General features: G+C 62.8%; 16 protein-coding genes and 1 pseudogene. 1 reads left to right on the top strand and 16 read right to left on the bottom strand.

Annotated features, from left to right (window positions below; translation table 11 throughout):
• Nucleotides 1–29: 29 nt before the first annotated feature.
• Nucleotides 30–668, bottom strand: a pseudogene (locus C6P61_RS00400) (ABC transporter ATP-binding protein); the annotation flags it as partial.
• A 49-nt stretch (nucleotides 669–717) separates the two neighbouring features.
• Between C6P61_RS00400 and C6P61_RS00395 the strand changes: the two are divergent.
• On the top strand, nucleotides 718–1,395 hold the full coding sequence (locus C6P61_RS00395) for an arylesterase (protein WP_105727945.1): 678 nt from the start codon (nucleotides 718–720) through the stop codon (nucleotides 1,393–1,395).
• A 62-nt stretch (nucleotides 1,396–1,457) separates the two neighbouring features.
• Here C6P61_RS00395 and C6P61_RS00390 read toward each other — a convergent pair whose 3' ends face one another.
• The 15 genes from C6P61_RS00390 to hflC all read right to left on the bottom strand — a co-directional run bounded on the left by C6P61_RS00390 (nucleotide 1,458) and on the right by hflC (nucleotide 17,690).
• Nucleotides 1,458–1,886 (bottom strand): hypothetical protein, encoded by a 429-nt coding sequence (locus C6P61_RS00390; RefSeq protein ID WP_105727944.1) that lies wholly within the window; start codon nucleotides 1,884–1,886, stop codon nucleotides 1,458–1,460.
• Nucleotides 1,887–1,942: 56 nt separating this feature from the next.
• Nucleotides 1,943–3,268, bottom strand: coding sequence for a hemolysin family protein (locus tag C6P61_RS00385; protein WP_105727943.1), 1,326 nt, complete (start codon nucleotides 3,266–3,268; stop codon nucleotides 1,943–1,945).
• Between the two features lie 82 nt (nucleotides 3,269–3,350).
• A complete protein-coding gene (locus tag C6P61_RS00380) occupies nucleotides 3,351–4,052 on the bottom strand; it encodes a Bax inhibitor-1/YccA family protein (RefSeq protein WP_105727942.1) in 702 nt (233 codons plus the stop codon).
• Between the two features lie 157 nt (nucleotides 4,053–4,209).
• Nucleotides 4,210–4,593, bottom strand: a complete 384-nt coding sequence (locus C6P61_RS00375; RefSeq protein WP_146114940.1) for a hypothetical protein — start codon at nucleotides 4,591–4,593, stop codon at nucleotides 4,210–4,212.
• Between the two features lie 112 nt (nucleotides 4,594–4,705).
• Nucleotides 4,706–5,527, bottom strand: coding sequence for a mechanosensitive ion channel family protein (locus C6P61_RS00370; RefSeq protein WP_105727940.1), 822 nt, complete (start codon nucleotides 5,525–5,527; stop codon nucleotides 4,706–4,708).
• A 245-nt stretch (nucleotides 5,528–5,772) separates the two neighbouring features.
• Entirely contained in the window at nucleotides 5,773–6,993 is a 1,221-nt protein-coding gene (locus C6P61_RS00365) for a PLP-dependent transferase (protein WP_105727939.1), read from the bottom strand.
• Nucleotides 6,986–8,539 (bottom strand): ATP-binding protein, encoded by a 1,554-nt coding sequence (locus C6P61_RS00360; protein WP_105727938.1) that lies wholly within the window; start codon nucleotides 8,537–8,539, stop codon nucleotides 6,986–6,988. Before C6P61_RS00360 ends, C6P61_RS00365 begins: the two co-directional genes overlap by 8 nt.
• Complete coding sequence (locus C6P61_RS00355) at nucleotides 8,536–10,035, bottom strand: AAA family ATPase (protein WP_105727937.1); 1,500 nt, start codon at nucleotides 10,033–10,035, stop codon at nucleotides 8,536–8,538. Before C6P61_RS00355 ends, C6P61_RS00360 begins: the two co-directional genes overlap by 4 nt.
• 96 nt (nucleotides 10,036–10,131) lie before the next feature.
• On the bottom strand, nucleotides 10,132–10,611 hold the full coding sequence (locus C6P61_RS00350; protein ID WP_105727936.1) for a hypothetical protein: 480 nt from the start codon (nucleotides 10,609–10,611) through the stop codon (nucleotides 10,132–10,134).
• An 18-nt stretch (nucleotides 10,612–10,629) separates the two neighbouring features.
• The gene (locus tag C6P61_RS00345; protein ID WP_105727935.1) at nucleotides 10,630–12,258 is read right to left on the bottom strand and encodes a dynamin family protein; all 1,629 of its coding nucleotides are present in this window, start codon (nucleotides 12,256–12,258) and stop codon (nucleotides 10,630–10,632) included.
• Between the two features lie 22 nt (nucleotides 12,259–12,280).
• Entirely contained in the window at nucleotides 12,281–13,390 is a 1,110-nt protein-coding gene (locus tag C6P61_RS00340; RefSeq protein WP_105727934.1) for a hypothetical protein, read from the bottom strand.
• A 140-nt stretch (nucleotides 13,391–13,530) separates the two neighbouring features.
• Nucleotides 13,531–14,058: a phosphoribosyltransferase gene (locus C6P61_RS00335; RefSeq protein WP_105727933.1), complete on the bottom strand. Its 528-nt coding sequence runs from the start codon at nucleotides 14,056–14,058 to the stop codon at nucleotides 13,531–13,533.
• A gap of 90 nt (nucleotides 14,059–14,148) precedes the next feature.
• Nucleotides 14,149–15,537 (bottom strand): adenylosuccinate synthase, encoded by a 1,389-nt coding sequence (locus C6P61_RS00330; RefSeq protein ID WP_105727932.1) that lies wholly within the window; start codon nucleotides 15,535–15,537, stop codon nucleotides 14,149–14,151.
• A gap of 27 nt (nucleotides 15,538–15,564) precedes the next feature.
• Nucleotides 15,565–16,725 (bottom strand): ATP phosphoribosyltransferase regulatory subunit, encoded by a 1,161-nt coding sequence (locus C6P61_RS00325; protein WP_105727931.1) that lies wholly within the window; start codon nucleotides 16,723–16,725, stop codon nucleotides 15,565–15,567.
• 68 nt (nucleotides 16,726–16,793) lie between these two features.
• Nucleotides 16,794–17,690, bottom strand: coding sequence for a protease modulator HflC (gene hflC, locus C6P61_RS00320; protein ID WP_105727930.1), 897 nt, complete (start codon nucleotides 17,688–17,690; stop codon nucleotides 16,794–16,796).
• Between the last annotated feature and the right edge of the window lies 1 nt (nucleotide 17,691).

Raw genomic sequence — 17,691 nt, 5'->3', positions numbered from 1 at the left:
CCGCCGCCGCTGTGTTTTGCCTGGCGGCTTCAGTCGACCACAGCCGGCAGTTCGTGGGCGCGGCCGGCTTCGATCGTGATCCGGCGCTCGCAGCGGCGCGCGATCTCGCGGTCATGCGTGACCAGCACCAGCGTCGTGCCCTGCTCGCGGTTGAGCTCGAACATCAGTTCCATGACCTTGTCGCCAGTGGCCGAATCCAGGCTGCCGGTCGGCTCGTCGGCCAGCAGCACCGCCGGCTCGACCACGAAGGCACGCGCCAGCGCGACACGCTGCTGCTCGCCGCCCGACAGCAGCCGGGGGTAGTGACCGAGCCGCTCGCCCAGGCCGACGCGCTGCAGCATGCGGGTCGCGGCAGCGCGCGCATCGCGCCGGCCCGCGAGCTCGAGCGGCAGCATCACGTTCTCGAGCGCGCTCAGGTTGGTCAGCAGCTGGAAGCTCTGGAACACGAAGCCGAGCTGGCGCGCGCGCCACTCAGCGCGGTCGTCCTCGGCCAGCGCGAACAGATCCTGGCCGGCCAGCAGCACGCGTCCGCGGCTCGGCGTATCGAGCCCGGCCAGGATAGCCAGCAGCGTGCTCTTGCCAGAACCCGAGGCGCCGACAATGGCTACCGTCTCGCCGCGCTGCAGCTCGAACTCGACATCGCGCAAAATGTCCAACGTGCCGCCGGAATCGGTCACGGACTTGGACAGGCGCTGCACGGCAATGATCGCATCGGACATGGACAAAATTCCTCAATTGACTCGTCGCTACTTTAACTCGGGCCTGGGTCGCGCGCTGCTGGCAGGGGCATGCGCGTCCGGCCTGCTGGGGTCTGCGCTGGCCCAGGCGGCCGAGCCGCGCCGGCTGCTGATCGTCGGCGACTCGCTGAGCGCCGAATACGGCCTGCAGCGCGGCACCGGCTGGGCCGCGCTGCTGCAGCAACGCCTCGACGCGCGCCAGCCAGGCTGGCAGGTCGTCAACGCCAGCATCAGCGGCGACACGACCGCGGGCGGCCAGTCGCGCCTGGCGGCGCTGTTACAGCAGCACCGCCCGGCGGTGGTCGTGATCGAGCTCGGCGGCAACGACGCGCTGCGCGGCCTGCCGCTCGAGATGACGCGCGACAACCTGCGCGCCATGGCGCGCGCCGCCAGGCAAGCCGGCGCGCGCGTGCTGCTGCTGGGCATGCAGGTGCCGCCGAACTACGGCGCGCGCCACGCCGAACAGTTCCGCCAGCTCTATGCCGAGGTCGCCAAGGCCGAGAAAGCCGCGCTGCTGCCGTTCTTCCTCGCGGGCGTGGCCGACGGCGCCAACCCGACCGCGCTGTTCCAGGCCGACCGCATACACCCGAACGAGGCGGCCCAGCCCAGGATGCTCGAGAACGTCTGGGGCGAATTGAGGCGGCTGCTGAAACCCTGAGCCTCGCACGGGCTTTGCTGGTTCTACCCAAGATGGGCGACGGATTCAAGGCTGGAATTCAGCTACAGCGTCTTTTGCACGCCACTGACACACAAGCTTTGCAAGTGATTAACAATCCATTTGACATCCAAGGCTTCAAACAGGGGTAATCCCTCCATGATCAAGGCCTCACCGCCCTGGGCTGGCTTCATCGAAACGCTGTAGCTTTCTTCGTATCCGGATTTGCTCAACTCAGCCTTAGATCCCTGAAGGGGAATCGAGCGCAGGGATTTCCATCCGATCAAGCGCTTGCGCTCCCCTTGCAACGCGCAGGCCGATTCCGACTTGAAGCGTATCGGCTGGTCGACCAGCGGAGACTCTGCAATCAGGTTCAGGGCTTTCAACGCCTCCTGCTGCGACATGCTGAAATCCAGTATCCGCGGTGCTTGGTTGGGGGCGTAGCCATCCGCGCAGGAAGCGCAAAGCCAGGCCAGGCCGATGACGGCGCCCAACTGCCTGCTCCTTGTTGACAGATGATGGCCTGGCAACCGCGCAGGGCATTCATCTGTCATGACGCAGGCTCAGCACTCGCCCTCACCGCATCCTCTGATGCCGGCAGGCGACTGGCCAGCACCTTGTCAATCGTGCGGCCATCCATGTCAACGATTTCCAGCTGCCAGCCTTCCCACTGCACGGTGTCGGCGACCTTGGGCAGGCGCCCGGTCAGCAGCATCATCATGCCGCTGAGTGTGTGGTAGCGGCCACGCTCCTCGTCCGGCACCTTGTCCAGCTCCAGTCGATCCTTGAGCTCCGGCACCGGAATCAGGCCATCGAGCAGCCAGCTGCCATCCTCGCGCTGCACGGCCCAGGAATTGTGCGGATCGCGCGGGCGGAACTCTCCGGTGATGGCTTCGATCAGGTCGTGCAGGGTCACGATGCCCTGGATCTCGCCGTATTCGTCGATCACGAAAGCCATGTACTCGTCAGACGACCTGAAGTTGTCGAGCAGCTCCATGCCGGTGATGGTTTCAGGCACATACAGGGGCGCTTGGAGTTTCTGGCTCTGCAACTCGCGGTCTTCTCCCCTAAGGGCCTGGGACAGCCATTTCCTGGCATGGACCACGCCGACGACGTTGTTCAAGTCACCATTGACGACGGGATAGCGCGGGTGGTCGGATGCCTCGACCCGGGCCATGTTCTGCTCGAACGGCAGATCAAGGTCCAGCACCACGACGTCGCTGCGCGGCACCATCAAGGAGGCGATCTGGCGGTCATCGAGGCGGAACACGTTGCGCACCATGGTGTGTTCATTCGACTCGATGATCCCGGCCGTGGTGCCCTCTTCCAGCATGGCGTGGATTTCCTCCTCGGTGACGGCATTGGCATTGGATTCCTTGACCCCCAGCAGCTTGAGCAGGGCACGGGTGGACACCGACAGCAGCAAGACGAAGGGCTTGGTCGCTATCGCGAGCAAGTCGATCGGACGCGCCACCAGACGGGCCAGCATTTCCGGATTGGATTGACCGATGCGCTTGGGCACCAGCTCTCCGATCACGATCGAGAAATAGGTCACCAGCAGCACCACCAGCCCGGTGGCCAGCAACTGGCTGGCTGGCTCAGGCAAACCCAGGGTCACCAGCCAGATGGCCAAGGGTGCGGCCAGTGCCGCTTCACCCACGATGCCATTGAGCACACCGATCGAGGTGATACCGATCTGGATGGTGGACAGAAACCGGGTTGGGTCTTCCCCCAGCTTGACGGCAGCCGCAGCGGCCTTGTCACCTTCGTCGATCAGTTTCTGCATCCGCGCCTTGCGCGCGGTGACCAGCGCGATCTCCGACATTGCGAACAGGCCATTGAGGACGATCAGCGCGAAAAGTATTGCTATTTCCATTGAAATCTTTTGTCAGGGCCTGCTGTGCAGGCAAAGAAGACCCGTCACTGACGGGTCTGGCTCGGCGGTCTGGGGTGGGTGATCAGTCGTCACGACCACCGAAGATGCCCAGCAGTGCCAGCAGCGACTGGAACACGTTGTACAGGCTCAGGTAGACGCCCAGCGTGGCCGTGATGTAGTTGGTCTCCTCGCCATCCTGCACCCGCTTGAGGTCGTACAGGATGAAGGCCGAGAAGATGCCGATCGCCAGCACCGACAGCGTGATCATCAGCGCGCTGGACTGGATGAAGAAGTTCGCGATGCCGGCCACCAGCAACAAGATGACGCCGATGAACAGGAACTTGCCCATCGAGCTCAGATCACGCTTGATGACCGAGGACAAGGTCGCCATGCCCAGGAAGATGGCACCCGTGCCGGCAAACGCCGTCATGATCAGGCTGGCACCATTGGCCAGGCCCAGCACCGATCCGATCAGGCGCGACAGCATCAGCCCCATGAAGAAGGTGAAGGCCAGCAGCATCGGCACGCCAGCGGCCGAGTCCTTGGTCTTCTCGATCGCGAACATGAAGCCGAAGGCACCGACCAGGAACACCACCATGCTGATGCCAGGCGACATCGCCGCAGCCAGGCCGGTGGCGACGCCGATCCAGGCGCCCAGCACGGTAGGCACCATCGACAGCGCCAGCAGCCAGTAGGTGTTGCGCAGCACGCGGTGGCGTTGTTCGGCGCCAAAGGCCAAGGCGCCATGAGTCGGACTTGAAAAAGTATCGAGATGAGTGTTCATAATAAAAACTATTAGTGAGTGACTAACCGGTGGGCGGTCAGAACAAGCGGGGGTTTGCTCGGTGCAGTCGTCGCATGCCCGGCCTTCACGGAGCGGCCAACACGGACAAGGTCAGACGCAAGGCCATGCAGAGCCCGGTGGGCTCAGGCCAGGGTCGTCAAGCGGTGAAGCTGGGCGGGCGCTGCAGCGCTGCCAGGAACGGCCAGGGCAATGAGGGCGCTGCGAGCAGGAATCTCTGCAGCACCAGCCCTTGACTCAAGGATGGAAACGGTGACAGGCGATCAGACAGGTCAGGCCAATCGGACCACTCGACACTCAACAGGTTGTCGTTGGGAGAGTCGGGGTCGGCATCCGCTTGGACCAGTTCATCGGCCAGATCCTGTCCGTCGAGATCAAACAGCAGATGGGTGTCGCCAGCGTTCACGCTGCGCGGGTCCATGCTCAAGCTGAACGCGGACAGACCTGCGCTGAGAAAGAACATCAGTGAAAAGACCGTGACCAGCCGACGTACCATTACCACTCCATTATAGGGACTGTGCAAAACTCAGCCCAGGGCGATCACAGCCTTTCAGTGGCGGTGCAAGTGATGCGCGTCCGGTACATGGGGGTGGCTGTGCTGCTGGTAGCGCAAGCACAATCTGTGCGATGACGCGTCAGGCGGCCTGAGTCACGATTACGCTCTGCGCCGGCATGGGAGCCGGGAAGCCGGCTTCGGCCAGCGCCTCGCGCAGCACCCGATTGGTGTCGAAATACACCTGCCAATAATGGTCGTTGTGGCAATAGGGGCGTACCGCCAGCACCGGCCCGACCAGCGTGAAGTCCAGGATCTCGACATCGACCATGGGCTCGGCCAGCACGTTGGGGATTGCAGCAATCTTCTCGCGCAACAGCGCAACCGCCGCCCGGTGATCTGCCGCGCCCGAGAGCTGGCACTTCAGGTCGACGCGGCGGAACGGATTGGCCGAGAAGTTCTGGATCGTCTCGCCAAATATCTTGTTGTTGCCGATGATGGTGTGGACGTTGTCAGGCGTGTTGATCACCGTCGTGAACAGGCCGAGCTCAACCACCGTCCCAGTCACTCCGGCGATGCTGACAAAGTCGCCTACCTTCATCGGGCGCAGCACAACCAGAAAGGCACCGGCGGCGAAATGCGCCAGCAGGCCAGACCATGCCATTCCGATCGCAACACCCGCAGCTGCGATCAGCGCGGCGAAAGTGGTTGTCTGAATACCGAAATAGCCCAGGATACCGACGACCAGCAGGACGTTCAGCGTCACGGTGACGATAGAGCCAACATAGCGCAGCACGGTCGGATCGAACTTCTGCCGCTCCAGCGAACTGCGCACCAAGTTGAACGCGACACCGATCAGCCAGCGGCCTATGACCCAGAATGCGACTGCGGCCAGGACCTTGAGCCCGACCTCTGTCATCGTTGAAAGCAGGATATCCTGGTAGCGCGCAAGATCTTCTTTCATGTTTGACTCCCTTGGTGATTTCCAGCCTGATTGGCTACTCTGATTCTCCCAAGTAAAGTCTCTCGATGGTATGAATTCGGAGCGGTCAGCTGTGGGCCGGCAACAACGTGCAGTCCACTTGTCAATCGTCCGGTCCAGTTCCTCCTTGGATTACCCCGGCCCAGCGATCCAGAGCGGAAGGGTCTGATGCCCAGAGGCTTTCATTGCTGGGACAGGGTCGCCCTGTTGCGCTGGGCGGAGACCTTTCAGGCGTTCAGCACCCGCAGCGCCTGCGCCAGATCCGCGCGCAGGTCCGCCACCGACTCCAGCCCGACCGCAAGGCGCACCGGACCATGGGCATGCGGCCAGTCGCGCCCGCGCATCTCGGAGCGCTCATAGGGCACGCACAGGCTGACCGGGCCGGCCCAGCTGTAGCCGAGCCGGAACAGCTTGAGCGCATCGCAGAACGCCACCACCCGCTCGGGCGCGATCGCATCATCGAACACGACAGTGAACAGGCTGGCCGCGCCGCGCGCATCGCGCTGCCAGGTCTCGTGGCCAGGCGAACCCGGCAGTGCCGGATGCAGCACCTGCTTGACGCCGGGCTGCGCCTGCATCCAGCCGGCCAGTTCGCGCGCGGCGGCATCCTGCGCCGCGTAGCGCAACGCGATCGAGGGCAGGCCGCGCAGCACCAGTTCGGCGTCGTTGGCACCCACGCCCAGGCCTAGCCGCATATGCGTCAGCAGCAGCTCGCGGTGCAAGGCCGGGTCGCGCGTGACGACCGAGCCCATCAGCACATCGCCGCCGCCGCTCGGGTACTTGGTCAGCGCCTGCATTACGAGGTCGGCGCCCAGGTCGAAGCCGCAGAACGCCACGCCCGCGCCCCAGGTGTTGTCAAGCACGCTCACGATCGGGCGCGCCCTTCCCGCGCTGGCTTGGCGGACGATGGCCGTCAGCGCCGGCAGATCGGGGAACTCGAGCGTGACCGAACCGGCTGCCTCCAGCCAGACCAGCCGCGTCTTGTCGCTGATGCGCGCCGCCAGGTCGGCCGGGTTCATCGGGTCGTAGTAGCGCGCCACGATGCCCCAGCCCGCCAGTTCGACTGCAGCGAAGGACTTGTTGGGGCCGTAGGCGTTGTGCGGAATCAGCAACTCGTCGCCGGCACGCAACAAGGCCATGTCGACCAGCGCGATCGCGGCCAGGCCGCTGGGCACCAGCACGCAATGCGCGCCGCCCTCGAGGGTGGCGATGTGCTCCTCGAGCGTGAAGGTGGTCGGCGTGCCGTGCAGGCCATAGGTATAGGCCGACTTGTCCTTCCAGTCACGCGAGCGCAGCGCCGCCACGCTGGGAAAGAACACGGTCGAGGCCTTGTGCACGCCCGGTGCCGGAGCCTCGAAATCGGCCGGTGGCCGGTAACTGTGGTGGATCAGCACGGTTGGCTGCGACAGCGCGGGAACCAGGGTAGCGGTGGCTTGAAGATCAGACATGACCGCATGGTAGCGTCTCGACCTCGAAGCCGACCACGCTGCGCTGCGCCTTGCTGAACTCGACCCCGATCAGGTGGATCGGCTCGCCGCGCGCGCGGTACTTGTCGGCATAGGCCCGGTCCTTGATCTGCTGCAGCGCCCGGCTCTCGGGCGCCAGCTCGACCACCTTGAACTCGAACAACCAGACCTGGCCGTCGAACAGCACCGTCATGTCGATGCGGCCCCGGTTGGTCACGTCCTCGAGCCGGATATCGAGGCCCAGCGCGGCGAAGTGGCTGTAGAAGATGCTGGCGTAATAGCCCTCGAACTGCGCCACCGGAGAGTTGCGGTACCAGTCGTGCGGAATGCTGGCGAAGAAGGCGGTGAACAAGGCCTGCAAGCCAGAAAAGTTCCTGGCCTGCAGCAGGCGGTAGAGCTGGCTGACCTGCACGCCCGGCACCGACGGGTCGCCGCTCAGGCGCTGCAGCAGGCTGTCGTTGAGACTGGCCTGCACTTCCAGGTTCGGATACTTGAGCGTGAACTCGGCCCGACCCGGAATGCGCCAGATGCTGCCCACGGTCAGGTAGCCGGTCTGGAACAGCAGCGCCTCGGTGGTCATCTGCTCGACATCGAAACTGCCCAGCAGGTTCTCCTGCGCCACGAAGGCCTGCAGTTGCGGCGTGAACACGCCGCGCTGCGTCAGCACGTCGATCAGGAAGGTCGGCGTGCCGGTCTCGAACCAGTAGGGATGGAACTCGCGCTTGTCGAACAGCAGCAGCAGGTCAAACGGGTTGTAGACGCTGGTGCCGGTCCAGTTGTAGCCGTTGTACCAGGTGCGGATCTGCGCCCGATCCAGGCCCGGCTGTTCCGGGGCGAACACGGTATCGACATCCTCGTCGGTGTAACCGCAGATGGCAGAGTAATCGGCCGAGACCGTGATGTCGCGCAAATTGTTCAGCCCCGAAAACAAGCTGAACTTGCTGACCCCGGTCAGCATCGCGAACTGGATATGCGCGTCCTGGCCCTTGATCACCGAGTACAGGTCCCGCAGCCCGTCGCGCATCTGGCGCGCGATTGCTGGCTCGGTGATGTTGTCGAGGATCGGCTTGTCGTACTCGTCAACCAGCACCACCGAGCGCTGGCCGTGACTGGCCCTGGCCTGGCGGATCAGTTCGCCGAACTGGCCCGGCACGTCCAGGCCCGACGGGAAGGTCACACCCAGGCGTTCGGCGTTCTGGCGCAGGTTGTCAAGGATGCGCTGCTGCAGCCGTTCGGCACTGTGCAGCACGCCATCGGCAAAGCTGATGCGGATGACGGGATAGCTTTTGGACCAGTCCCAGTGCGCCTCGGCGTGCAGGCCGTCGAACAGCAGACGGTTGCCCTCGAACAGCTCGGCCAGGGTGTCGATCAGCAGGCTCTTGCCGAAGCGGCGCGGCCGGCTCAGGAAATAGAACGAGCCCTCCCGAACCAGTCGCAACAGCAACGGCGTCTTGTCGACGTAGTAGCAGCCCTCCTGGCGCAGCTTGGCGAAGGTCTGGATGCCGATCGGGAGTTTGCGGCGCGTCATGATGCCGGTTTGATCTTCATGTCCCCGAACCGCTTGCGGTATTGCTCGACCTTGTCCTTCATGACGACGCTGAGCGGCTGGGTAGCCTGGATGACCTTGAGCAGGCGCTCGGTCGTGAGCTCGGCTCGGCCATCGACAAAAGCCTGCTCGATGCCCTCCTTGACCACCGCTTCGATGTCGGCGCCCGAATAGCCATTCGTCTTGCCGGCCAGCTGCCTGACATCGATGCGGGCGCCCGCTTTCCTGCGCTTGTCCAGATGCACCTTGAAGATGGTCTGGCGCTCGGACTCGGTCGGAAAATCAACGAAGAAGATTTCGTCGAAGCGGCCCTTGCGCAGCAACTCGGGCGGCAGCGCCGAGATGTCATTGGCCGTGGCGACCACGAACACCTGGCGGGTCTTCTCCTGCATCCAGGTCAGGAAGTAGCCGAACAGTCGCGTCGCGACCTCGGAGCCCGCGCTACCGCCACCGATGCCGACGAAAGCCTTCTCGACCTCGTCGACCCACAGCACGCAGGGACTGACCGCCTCGGCAACGGCAATCGCGCGCCGCATGTTGGCCTCGCTGTCGCCGACATACTTGCCCATCAGCGAGCCCAGGTCCATTCTGAGCAGCGGCAAGCCGAACAGCGCAGCCGTGGCCTTGGCGGTCAGCGACTTGCCGCAGCCCGGCATGCCGACGATCAGCACGCCCTTGGGCGGCTCGACGCCGAAATCGCGCGCGGCCGGCCAGTCGGACAACACCTGGCGTTTCTGCTGCAGCCAGGGCTTGAGCTGGTCCAACCCGCCGATGTCGTCCAGTCGCTCGCGGACCTCAAGCATTTCGAGCAGGCCGCTTTTCTGGATAATCTGCTTCTTCTCGGCCTGCACCAGCTTGATGTCCTTGGCACCGATCAGACCATCCTGCTGGAAGCCACGGTTGATCAGCTGGCCGATCTCGTAGCGGCTCAAACCCTGGAAGGCCAGTGCCAGCTGGCTCAATTCCGACTTGTCGACCACCACGCCATAGGCCTCGGCATGTGCCTGGATGATGGCACGTATCGCAGCCTCGTCGGGCAGAGGCAGTTCGAACAGCGTGATGAACTTCTCGAGTTCGCGCGGAATGAATTTTTCGGACGAGACCAGCAGCACCGTGACCTCGGCCTCCGAGTCTTCGCGCACCCGGGTCATCAGGGCCTTGAGCCGCGCGACCGCGAGCGGGCTGTCGCGCAGACCCAGGTGCGCGTCGCGGATCACGATGAAGTGGTGCTTCAGGTTGTCGTGATCGAGCAGCTGGTCGAGCGCCGTCGCCAAGTCGCACCAGGCCAGCAGCGGCCGCTTGGTGCCGAAATCGACCAGGCCACGCGCCATGTTCCATTCAATGATCTGGCGCTTCGGCTTGAGGTCGAGGTTGGCAATCAGTTCGTCAGCCTCGGTGTCGTCGTGCGTCAGCAGGTAGAGGATGGGGTAATGCGATAGCGCGTGGGCGCGCAATGATTCTTTGAGTATCAGCTTCATTTTATAAAATATTCACAATAAAATTATCTTCATAAAAACTCATGTTTTTTATTATCTCTACAGAGTTCATTTCTAGATTCATTAAATATTTTTAATCTAATATTGATCGGAAATTCTTTTCGAACCACTCATCATATGTGAAATCGACATAGCTTCTTTCAAAGCTTTCCCTCTCCTAGTCTCCAAATCTATTTTTAAGGCAATAGGTTTCTCAGACTCTTCCTTTTTCTCCAATAGCTGCAGCCTTATCTGCTCATAAAGTTCAGCGTAACGCGCCCCTGGAATGAATCTTCCTGGCGCCGTCGGCGCATCGAAGATCGCCTTCACGTCATCCGGATGCGCCGCGACGTCCAGCACCTTGCACAGCGCCAGAAACAGGCCCTTGTCAGTACCTTCCCGCTTCACTACCTCCGCGACGGCCTGCGCCTGATCTGGCAGCTGGCGCGTCCTGAGCCAGCGCTCCAGCTGGCTGCTACGCGCGAGCGTCAGGATCTCGTCGGTCAGGTTGTCGCGTAGTTCTTCGAGATTTTTGACCTTGGCGCCGTTGATCGGCAGGTCGAATTTTAATAGTTTCATTTTCGCCCAAACGGATTTTCATGAGCTTCGAGCGACCTGAAGCATCTGCCTCAGTTTATTTTCAAATTCAGATATCTCCAGCATTAGACTTTCATGCATCGACGACAACCATATTGATTCAGTCAAATCTCTGCTCTGCCGAAAAAATTTCGACAACAGTTCGCGGAAATATATTAGGTCATCACAACAACTGCTCATAAATTTACACATATTTTCAATCGGAGCACGCTGCTTTATTCGAACACTATCCGATTGCGCAATCCTGTGCAAGATCTGATACAGTAGCCCCATTCCGCTTTCGGAGAAGGCGGCCGGATCGTCGGCGTTGAGCTGCGCGTAACGCGCCGAAATCGAGACGATTTCGAGATTGGCAATCCGGCTATCACTGCTGCCGTTCGCTAACTCCCGCAGCGCTTCTCGTACATAGGCGTGCTGTTTTTCACGACGGTTCGCGTCTTTCATTACGACGGTTTGCACCAAACTGTCCGTCTCATCGTCGTAGTCTTCCTCCACGTCATCGCTACCCGTCAGCAGCAGCAGAACCTTCTTGTCCTTGCCCAGCAGTTGCTGGATCTCGGCGAGGTCGCTGGCGCGTCCTGGCGCATCCGACTTCATCGTGTAAAGAATCAGGTCGGCGTGCTCGACGTAGTCGCGGGCCAGCTTCTCGTTCTTCTCCTTGAACGAGTGCAAGCCGGGCGAATCGACCCAGGTCAGGCCTGGCAGCTTGAAGCCCTGGATCGACTCGGTGGGGCCGATACCAAACTCACGCCACTGCTCCGCTTCGTCTTTTGCATCACCACCATCGACGGCATTGTTTTCATGCGAGAAATAGATAGGTACCTGATGAGGAGTAACCTGCTGTTTCAATTCCTCGTCGGGATCGGTATATCCCCATGCCATGTAGTTTCCAAGCGAGCTTTTACCAGACTTAACCTTACCGGTGATGAAAACTAACAGCGAATCCTGAAATCTCAAGGCCTGCTCCAGCTCTGCCAATCGTTTATCCAAGTCATCTCGAAATGAATTAATTAGATCAACAAGCTTAATCATATAAGAGTCGTATTTTTTACCACCTTGATATTTTTCAAGCACAAGCGTCAGATTATTAGAAATTCGAAGCATAAAATTTTGAAAAAATACATTAAAATAATTTTTATGTATTTTTTCTTGCTCAAGTACGATGCTGAATCGTGACTGTAGCAACTGAAATGAACTAAAAAGTTTTTCGCGATCTGCGTGGTGGGCTACAGCAGATTTTATCCTCTTATTGATAACTTGTTCTTTTTCGAAGCGATTTTTTAGTGCCTCGTACATCTCAAAATATCTAGCCTTATGAATGGAATTCCCCGGTGCTGGCGGCGCATCGAAGATCGCCTTCACGTCATCCGGATGCGCCTCGACGTCCAGCACCTTGCACAGCGCCAGGAACAGGCCCTTGTCGGTGCCTTCCCGTTTCACGGCCTCCGCGACGGCCTGCGCCTGATCTGGAAGCTGGCGCGTCCTGAGCCAGCGCTCAAGCTGGCTGCTGTGCTCCAGCTGACTGCTACGCGCCAGCGCGAGGATTTCATCGGTCAGGTTGTCGCGCAGTTCTTCGAGAGTCTTGACCTTGGTGCCGTTGATCGGCAGATCGAACTTGATGAGTTTCATGTTGATGGGGTAACTGCAAATTTCAAGCAAGAAGGCCGAATGACAGGAGACTGGCAACTTTCTGGGCTGCCTTGGTTACACCTGATACCACCTTGGTAGCCACCTTCGTGACCACTTCGACGCCCTTCTTGATCGCGGCTCCGGCGACGCTGCCCGCCACCACGCCGACCGCCGTCCCAACCATCTCGCCAACCTGGCTCGCCACCGGCGCCAGGAACGCCCCGACAACAGGAACCTTTAGCGCGATCGCCTGACCGATCTGGCCGCCAACGCGCTCGCAGACCTCGCGCGTAGTCTGGGTCACGGCGGCGGTGGCCACATCGACCATCTGATCAAGCGCCTCGGCCGGATCGAGCTGACCTGTACCGGCAGCGTGCAGCAGGCTGGCATTCTCGGTGCCGATAAAAGTCTGGTGCGCGAACCAGGCCGGGATCAGCACGCCGTCGTCGAGCGCGCGCTTGAGCTCAGGACCGAGCAGGCCTCGGCGCACGGCGATCTCGGTGCCGGCAGCCAGCGTCGCCTGCAGGCCGGCGCGACTGCCGAGGTCGAGCTCGCCCGCGATGAACTGCTGCGCCAACCGGGCACTGTCCGGATGGTCCTTGAGCAACCCACTGATGGACTGACCCGCCCATTGACGCGCACCATCCGCGACCACATCGCTGGCAACTTGCAGCAGGTTCTGCTGCTCGATGCCCTTGGCCAACGCGATGCGGCTCATCTCGTTCCAGTCTGGCAATGTCACGGGCTCACCCGACACCAGGGCCTTGCCGGTCAGCAGCTCCCCCAAGGCAGCCACTTCGGCAGGCGCGGACTGGGTGTTGCGGGCGATCTGCTCGACCTGACGCGCGATCCAGCTGCTGCGCGACTTGCCTTTGTCCAGGTGCTGACGCAGATCCTGGCGCAGGCTATGGCTGTCTTCCAGATACACCAGCAACTGGCTGGCGGTATCGAGCGCGGCAGCACGATCGACACCGGCGCGCTGCGTCAAGGTGTCGGCCAGCCAGTCGTTCAGCGACAGGCGACCATCGCGGCGGGCGTAATCGAGCACCAGGCTGGCCAGTAGCTCGGCCAGGGGCTGGGCGGGCGGCAGGATGTCGGCAACGCCGGGATGGATGACGGTGGAATCGGACATGGCAGGGCAATCAATTTGCGGAAGAATTTCACATGATACGAAGCCCGGACGACAACCCATGTCGTTTGACGACGATGCACATGAAAAAGGGAGCCCGCAGGCTCCCCTTGTGATTGCCGACCATGTCGGCATGGCTGGGCTCAGCCCTGCTGCTGCCTGGCCAGCAGGTCCTGCGGACGCAGGCTGTCGTAGCTCTCGAAGGGCTGGTGGATCCAGGGATTGGTCGGCAGGAATTCGACCGAGTAGTCAGGTTGGAACACCGAGCAGGCCTTGGTCCAGATCACCGCGCTGCGCAGCTCGGTGATCGGCGCATAGTTGTTGCGCAGCTGGTTGATCACGGCGCGCAGGGTGTGACCCGAATCGGCCAGGTCGTCGACCAGCAGCACGCGCCCGGCAATCTGGCCCCGGGGCGTGGTGATGTAGTGCGCAATGTCGAGATGGCCCTGCACCGTGCCGGCTTCGGCGCGGTAGGAGCTGGTCGACATGATCGCCAGCGGCAGATCGAAGATGCGCGACAGAATGTCGCCCGGACGCATGCCACCGCGCGCGAGGCAGAGGATGGTGTCGAATTCCCAGCCGGACTGGTAAACCTGGATCGCGAGCCGTTCGATCAACCCGTGGTATTCGTCGTCCGTGACGTAGAGGTGTTTGCCGTCTTCGCTCAGCATGTCGGCTCCGCTTCTGCTTGTTTCTTGTAAAAGTTCGGTACGCAATGGATGCGAAAAAGCGGCCCCCAAGGGCCGCTTGTTCACTTCACATCAGGCCGCGTAGGGGTGCTGCACCAGAATGGTGTGGTCGCGATCGGGGCTGGTCGACACGACGTGGATCGGCACGCCGGTAACTTCCTCGATCCGGCGCAGGTAGGCCTGGGCGTTGGCCGGCAAGTCCGCGTAGCGGGTCGCGCCGACCGAGGTCTCGGTCCAGCCCGGCAGGGTTTCGTAGACCGGCACGCAGCGTGCGATCTCGTCCGCACCCATCGGCAGCAGGTCGATGCTTTCGCCATCGAGCTCGTAGCCGACGCAGAGCTTGAGCTCGGTCAGGCCGTCGAGCACGTCGAGCTTGGTGATGCACAGGCCCGACAGGCCGTTGACCTGGGCCGAGCGCTTGAGCAGCGCGGCGTCGAACCAGCCGCAGCGGCGCGAGCGGCCGGTGGTGGTGCCGCGCTCGGCGCCGACGGTGGCCATGTGGTAGCCCGGCGTGCCTTCCTTTTCCCACTCGAGTTCGGTCGGGAACGGGCCGCCACCGACGCGGGTGCAGTAGGCCTTGGTGATGCCCAGCACATAGTGCAGCAGGCCCGGGCCGACGCCGGCACCGGCGGCGGCGTTACCGGCCACGCAGTTGCTCGAGGTCACGAACGGGTAGGTGCCGTGGTCGACGTCGAGCAGCGTGCCCTGCGCGCCTTCGAACAGCAGGTTGGCGCCAGCCTTGTGCGCCTCGTTGAGCTCGCGCGAGACATCGGCCATCATCGGCTTGATCTGCTCGGCCTGCGCCATCGCCTGCTCGAACACCGGCTCGAACTGGATCTTGCCGTCGACGATGAAGGGCGACAGCGCGGCGTCCCACTGCATGTCGGCGCTGCCCAGATAAGTGGTCAGCGCATGGTTGTGCAGCTCGAGCAGCTCGCGCAGCTTGGTCGCGAAGCGCTCGGGGTGCTTCAAGTCCTGCACGCGCAGCGCGCGGCGGGCGATCTTGTCCTCGTAGGCCGGGCCGATGCCGCGGCCGGTGGTGCCGATCTTCTCGGTGCCGGCGCGGGTCTTGGCGGCCTCGCGCGCGATGTCGATCGCGGCGTGGAACGGCAGGATCAGCGGGCAGGCCTCGCTGATGCGCAGGCGCGAGCGAACCTCGACGCCGGCCTTCTCGAGGCCTTCGATCTCTTCGAGCAGCTTGGTGACCGACAGCACGACGCCGTTGCCGATGTAGCACTTGACTTCAGGGCGCATGATGCCGCTGGGGATCAGGTGCAGTGCGGTCTTGACGCCATTGATCACCAGCGTGTGGCCGGCGTTGTGGCCGCCCTGGAAGCGCACCACGCCCTTGGCGGTCTCGGTCAGCCAGTCGACCAGCTTGCCCTTGCCCTCGTCGCCCCACTGGGTGCCGACGACCACGACGTTACGCCCAGGCTGGGCCTTGAAATTGTTTTCGCTCATACAGATACCGATTTCATCGTTACGGGGTCAGGCTGCCAGGGGCTGCACCAGCCACGCGCCGTCTTGCGCGACGAGCGCGCGGTTGCAATGGAACTCGTCCACCTCATGTTCATGGCCCGGCAGGACGCAGACCACGGTTTCGCCGGCTGCACGCAGACCGGCAATGGCAGCGCGCAAGCCCGGCTCCTGACCCCAGGGGGCCCGGATCGCAGCTTGCAGCGCCGGTGCGGCGGCTGCCGACACCAGTTCCTTCAAGTCCAGACTGAAGCCGACGGCCGGACGCTTGCGCCCGAACACGCCGCCGACTTCGTCGTAGCGGCCGCCGCGCACCAGCTCCTGCAGACGACCGGTCTGGCCGCCGAAGAGCGAAAAGCGCACGCCGGTGTAATAGGCATAGCCGCGCAGGTCGGCCAGGTCGAACGACAGGTTGGCGCCCGACAGCTGGTCGGCCAGCCAGCGCAGGTCGCCCAGCGCGCGCTCGAGCAAGGGGCTCGGGCGCAGGCGGCGGGCGGCCTCGGCCAGGATTTCCGGGCCGCCATAGAGTTCGGGCAGCGCCAGCAGGCTGCTGCGCACCTCGGCCGGCAACTCGCGGCTCAGCAGGTCGAGCTCGGCGCTGTTCTTGGCTGCCAGCGCAGCGTGGATGCGGGCGACCGCAGCCGGCTCCAGCGCCAGACCCGCCAGCAGCGAGTCGACGATGCGCACGTCGCCCAGGTCGATGGTCTGCTGCTGCAGGCCGGCGGCGGCCAGGCTGGCTTGCGCGAGCTCGAGGATCTCGAGGTCGGCTTCGCGGCCGGCGTGGCCGTAGATCTCGGCGCCGAGCTGCAGCGGCTCGCGCGTGCCGAAGGGCCGGTCGACGCGGGCATGCAGCACCGGGCCGCAATAGCACAGGCGCGTCAGGCTCTTGCGGTTCAGCAGATGGGCATCGATGCGCGCGACTTGCGGCGTCGTGTCGGCGCGCAAGCCCAGCGAGCGGCCCGACAGCTGGTCGACCAGCTTGAAGGTCTGCAGGTCGAGCGCTTCACCGGTACCGGTCAGCAGGGAATCCAGGTGCTCGATCATCGGGGGGATGACGAGCTCGTAGCCGTAGGCGCGCGCGGTATCGAGCAGCGCCCGGCGCAAGTCTTCGATATGCCTGGCCTCGGAGGGCAGGACGTCGGCAATTTGATCCGGCAGTAGCCAGGCAGACATGAGGGTATCGGGAGCTGTTAAAAAAGGGATTTTACCGGGTGCGGCGAGGCACCCGGTAAAAGGAGCGCTCAGCGCGCCGCGGCGGCCGATCCGCTCGAGCGCATGGCCTTGAAGAATTCGCTCGACGGGTCGAGCACCAGCATGTCGGACTTGTTGGCGAAGCTGGACTTGTAGGCCTCGAGGCTGCGGTAGAACTGGGCAAAGGCCGGGTCCTTGCCGAAGGACTGGGCATAGATGCGCGACGCCTCGGCATCGCCCTCGCCCTTGATCTTCTGCGCATCGCGGAAGGCCTGTGCCACCAGCACCTCGCGCTGGCGGTCGGCGTCGGCGCGGATCTTCTCGCCGTCAGCCGAACCGGTCGAGCGCAGCTCGTTGGCGACCCGCTTGCGCTCGGCCTCCATCCGGTCATAGACCGACTTGGTGATGGTCTCGGCGTAATCGACCCGGGTGATGCGGACATCGACCACGTCCATGCCCCAGGGCTTGTCGGCGCCGCGCACGGCCGCCAGCACCTCGCGCTTGACGTCGGCCATCAGCTGCTCGCGCTGACTCGACAGCAGCTCCTTGACGGTGCGCTTGTTGACTTCCTGCTGGAAGCTGTTGCGCACCACGCGCTTGAGCTGGTCGGTGCCGGCGCGCTCGTCGAGACCGACGTTGCGGATATAGGCCTGCGGGTCGGAGATGCGCCAGCGCACATACCAGTCGATCACGACGCGCTGCTTCTCGGCCGTCAGCGTCGGCTCGGTGTCGCTGCTTTTCAGCGTGAGCAGGCGCTTGTCGACGTAGGAGACGTTCTGGAACGGCGGCGGCAGCTTGACATGCAGGCCGGGCTCGGTGATCACGCTCTTGATCTGGCCCAGCGCATAGACCACGCCGAACTGGCGCTGGTCGACCACGAAGAGCATCGAGCTGGCCAGCGCGAGCGCCACCAGCAGGGAAGACAGGATGAATCCGATTCTGTTCATA

Source organism: Malikia spinosa, assembly GCF_002980625.1.
GTDB lineage: Bacteria > Pseudomonadota > Gammaproteobacteria > Burkholderiales > Burkholderiaceae_C > Malikia > Malikia spinosa.
Note: the sequence above shows the minus strand (reverse complement) of the source record. Positions and strands in the feature narration are given on the sequence as shown.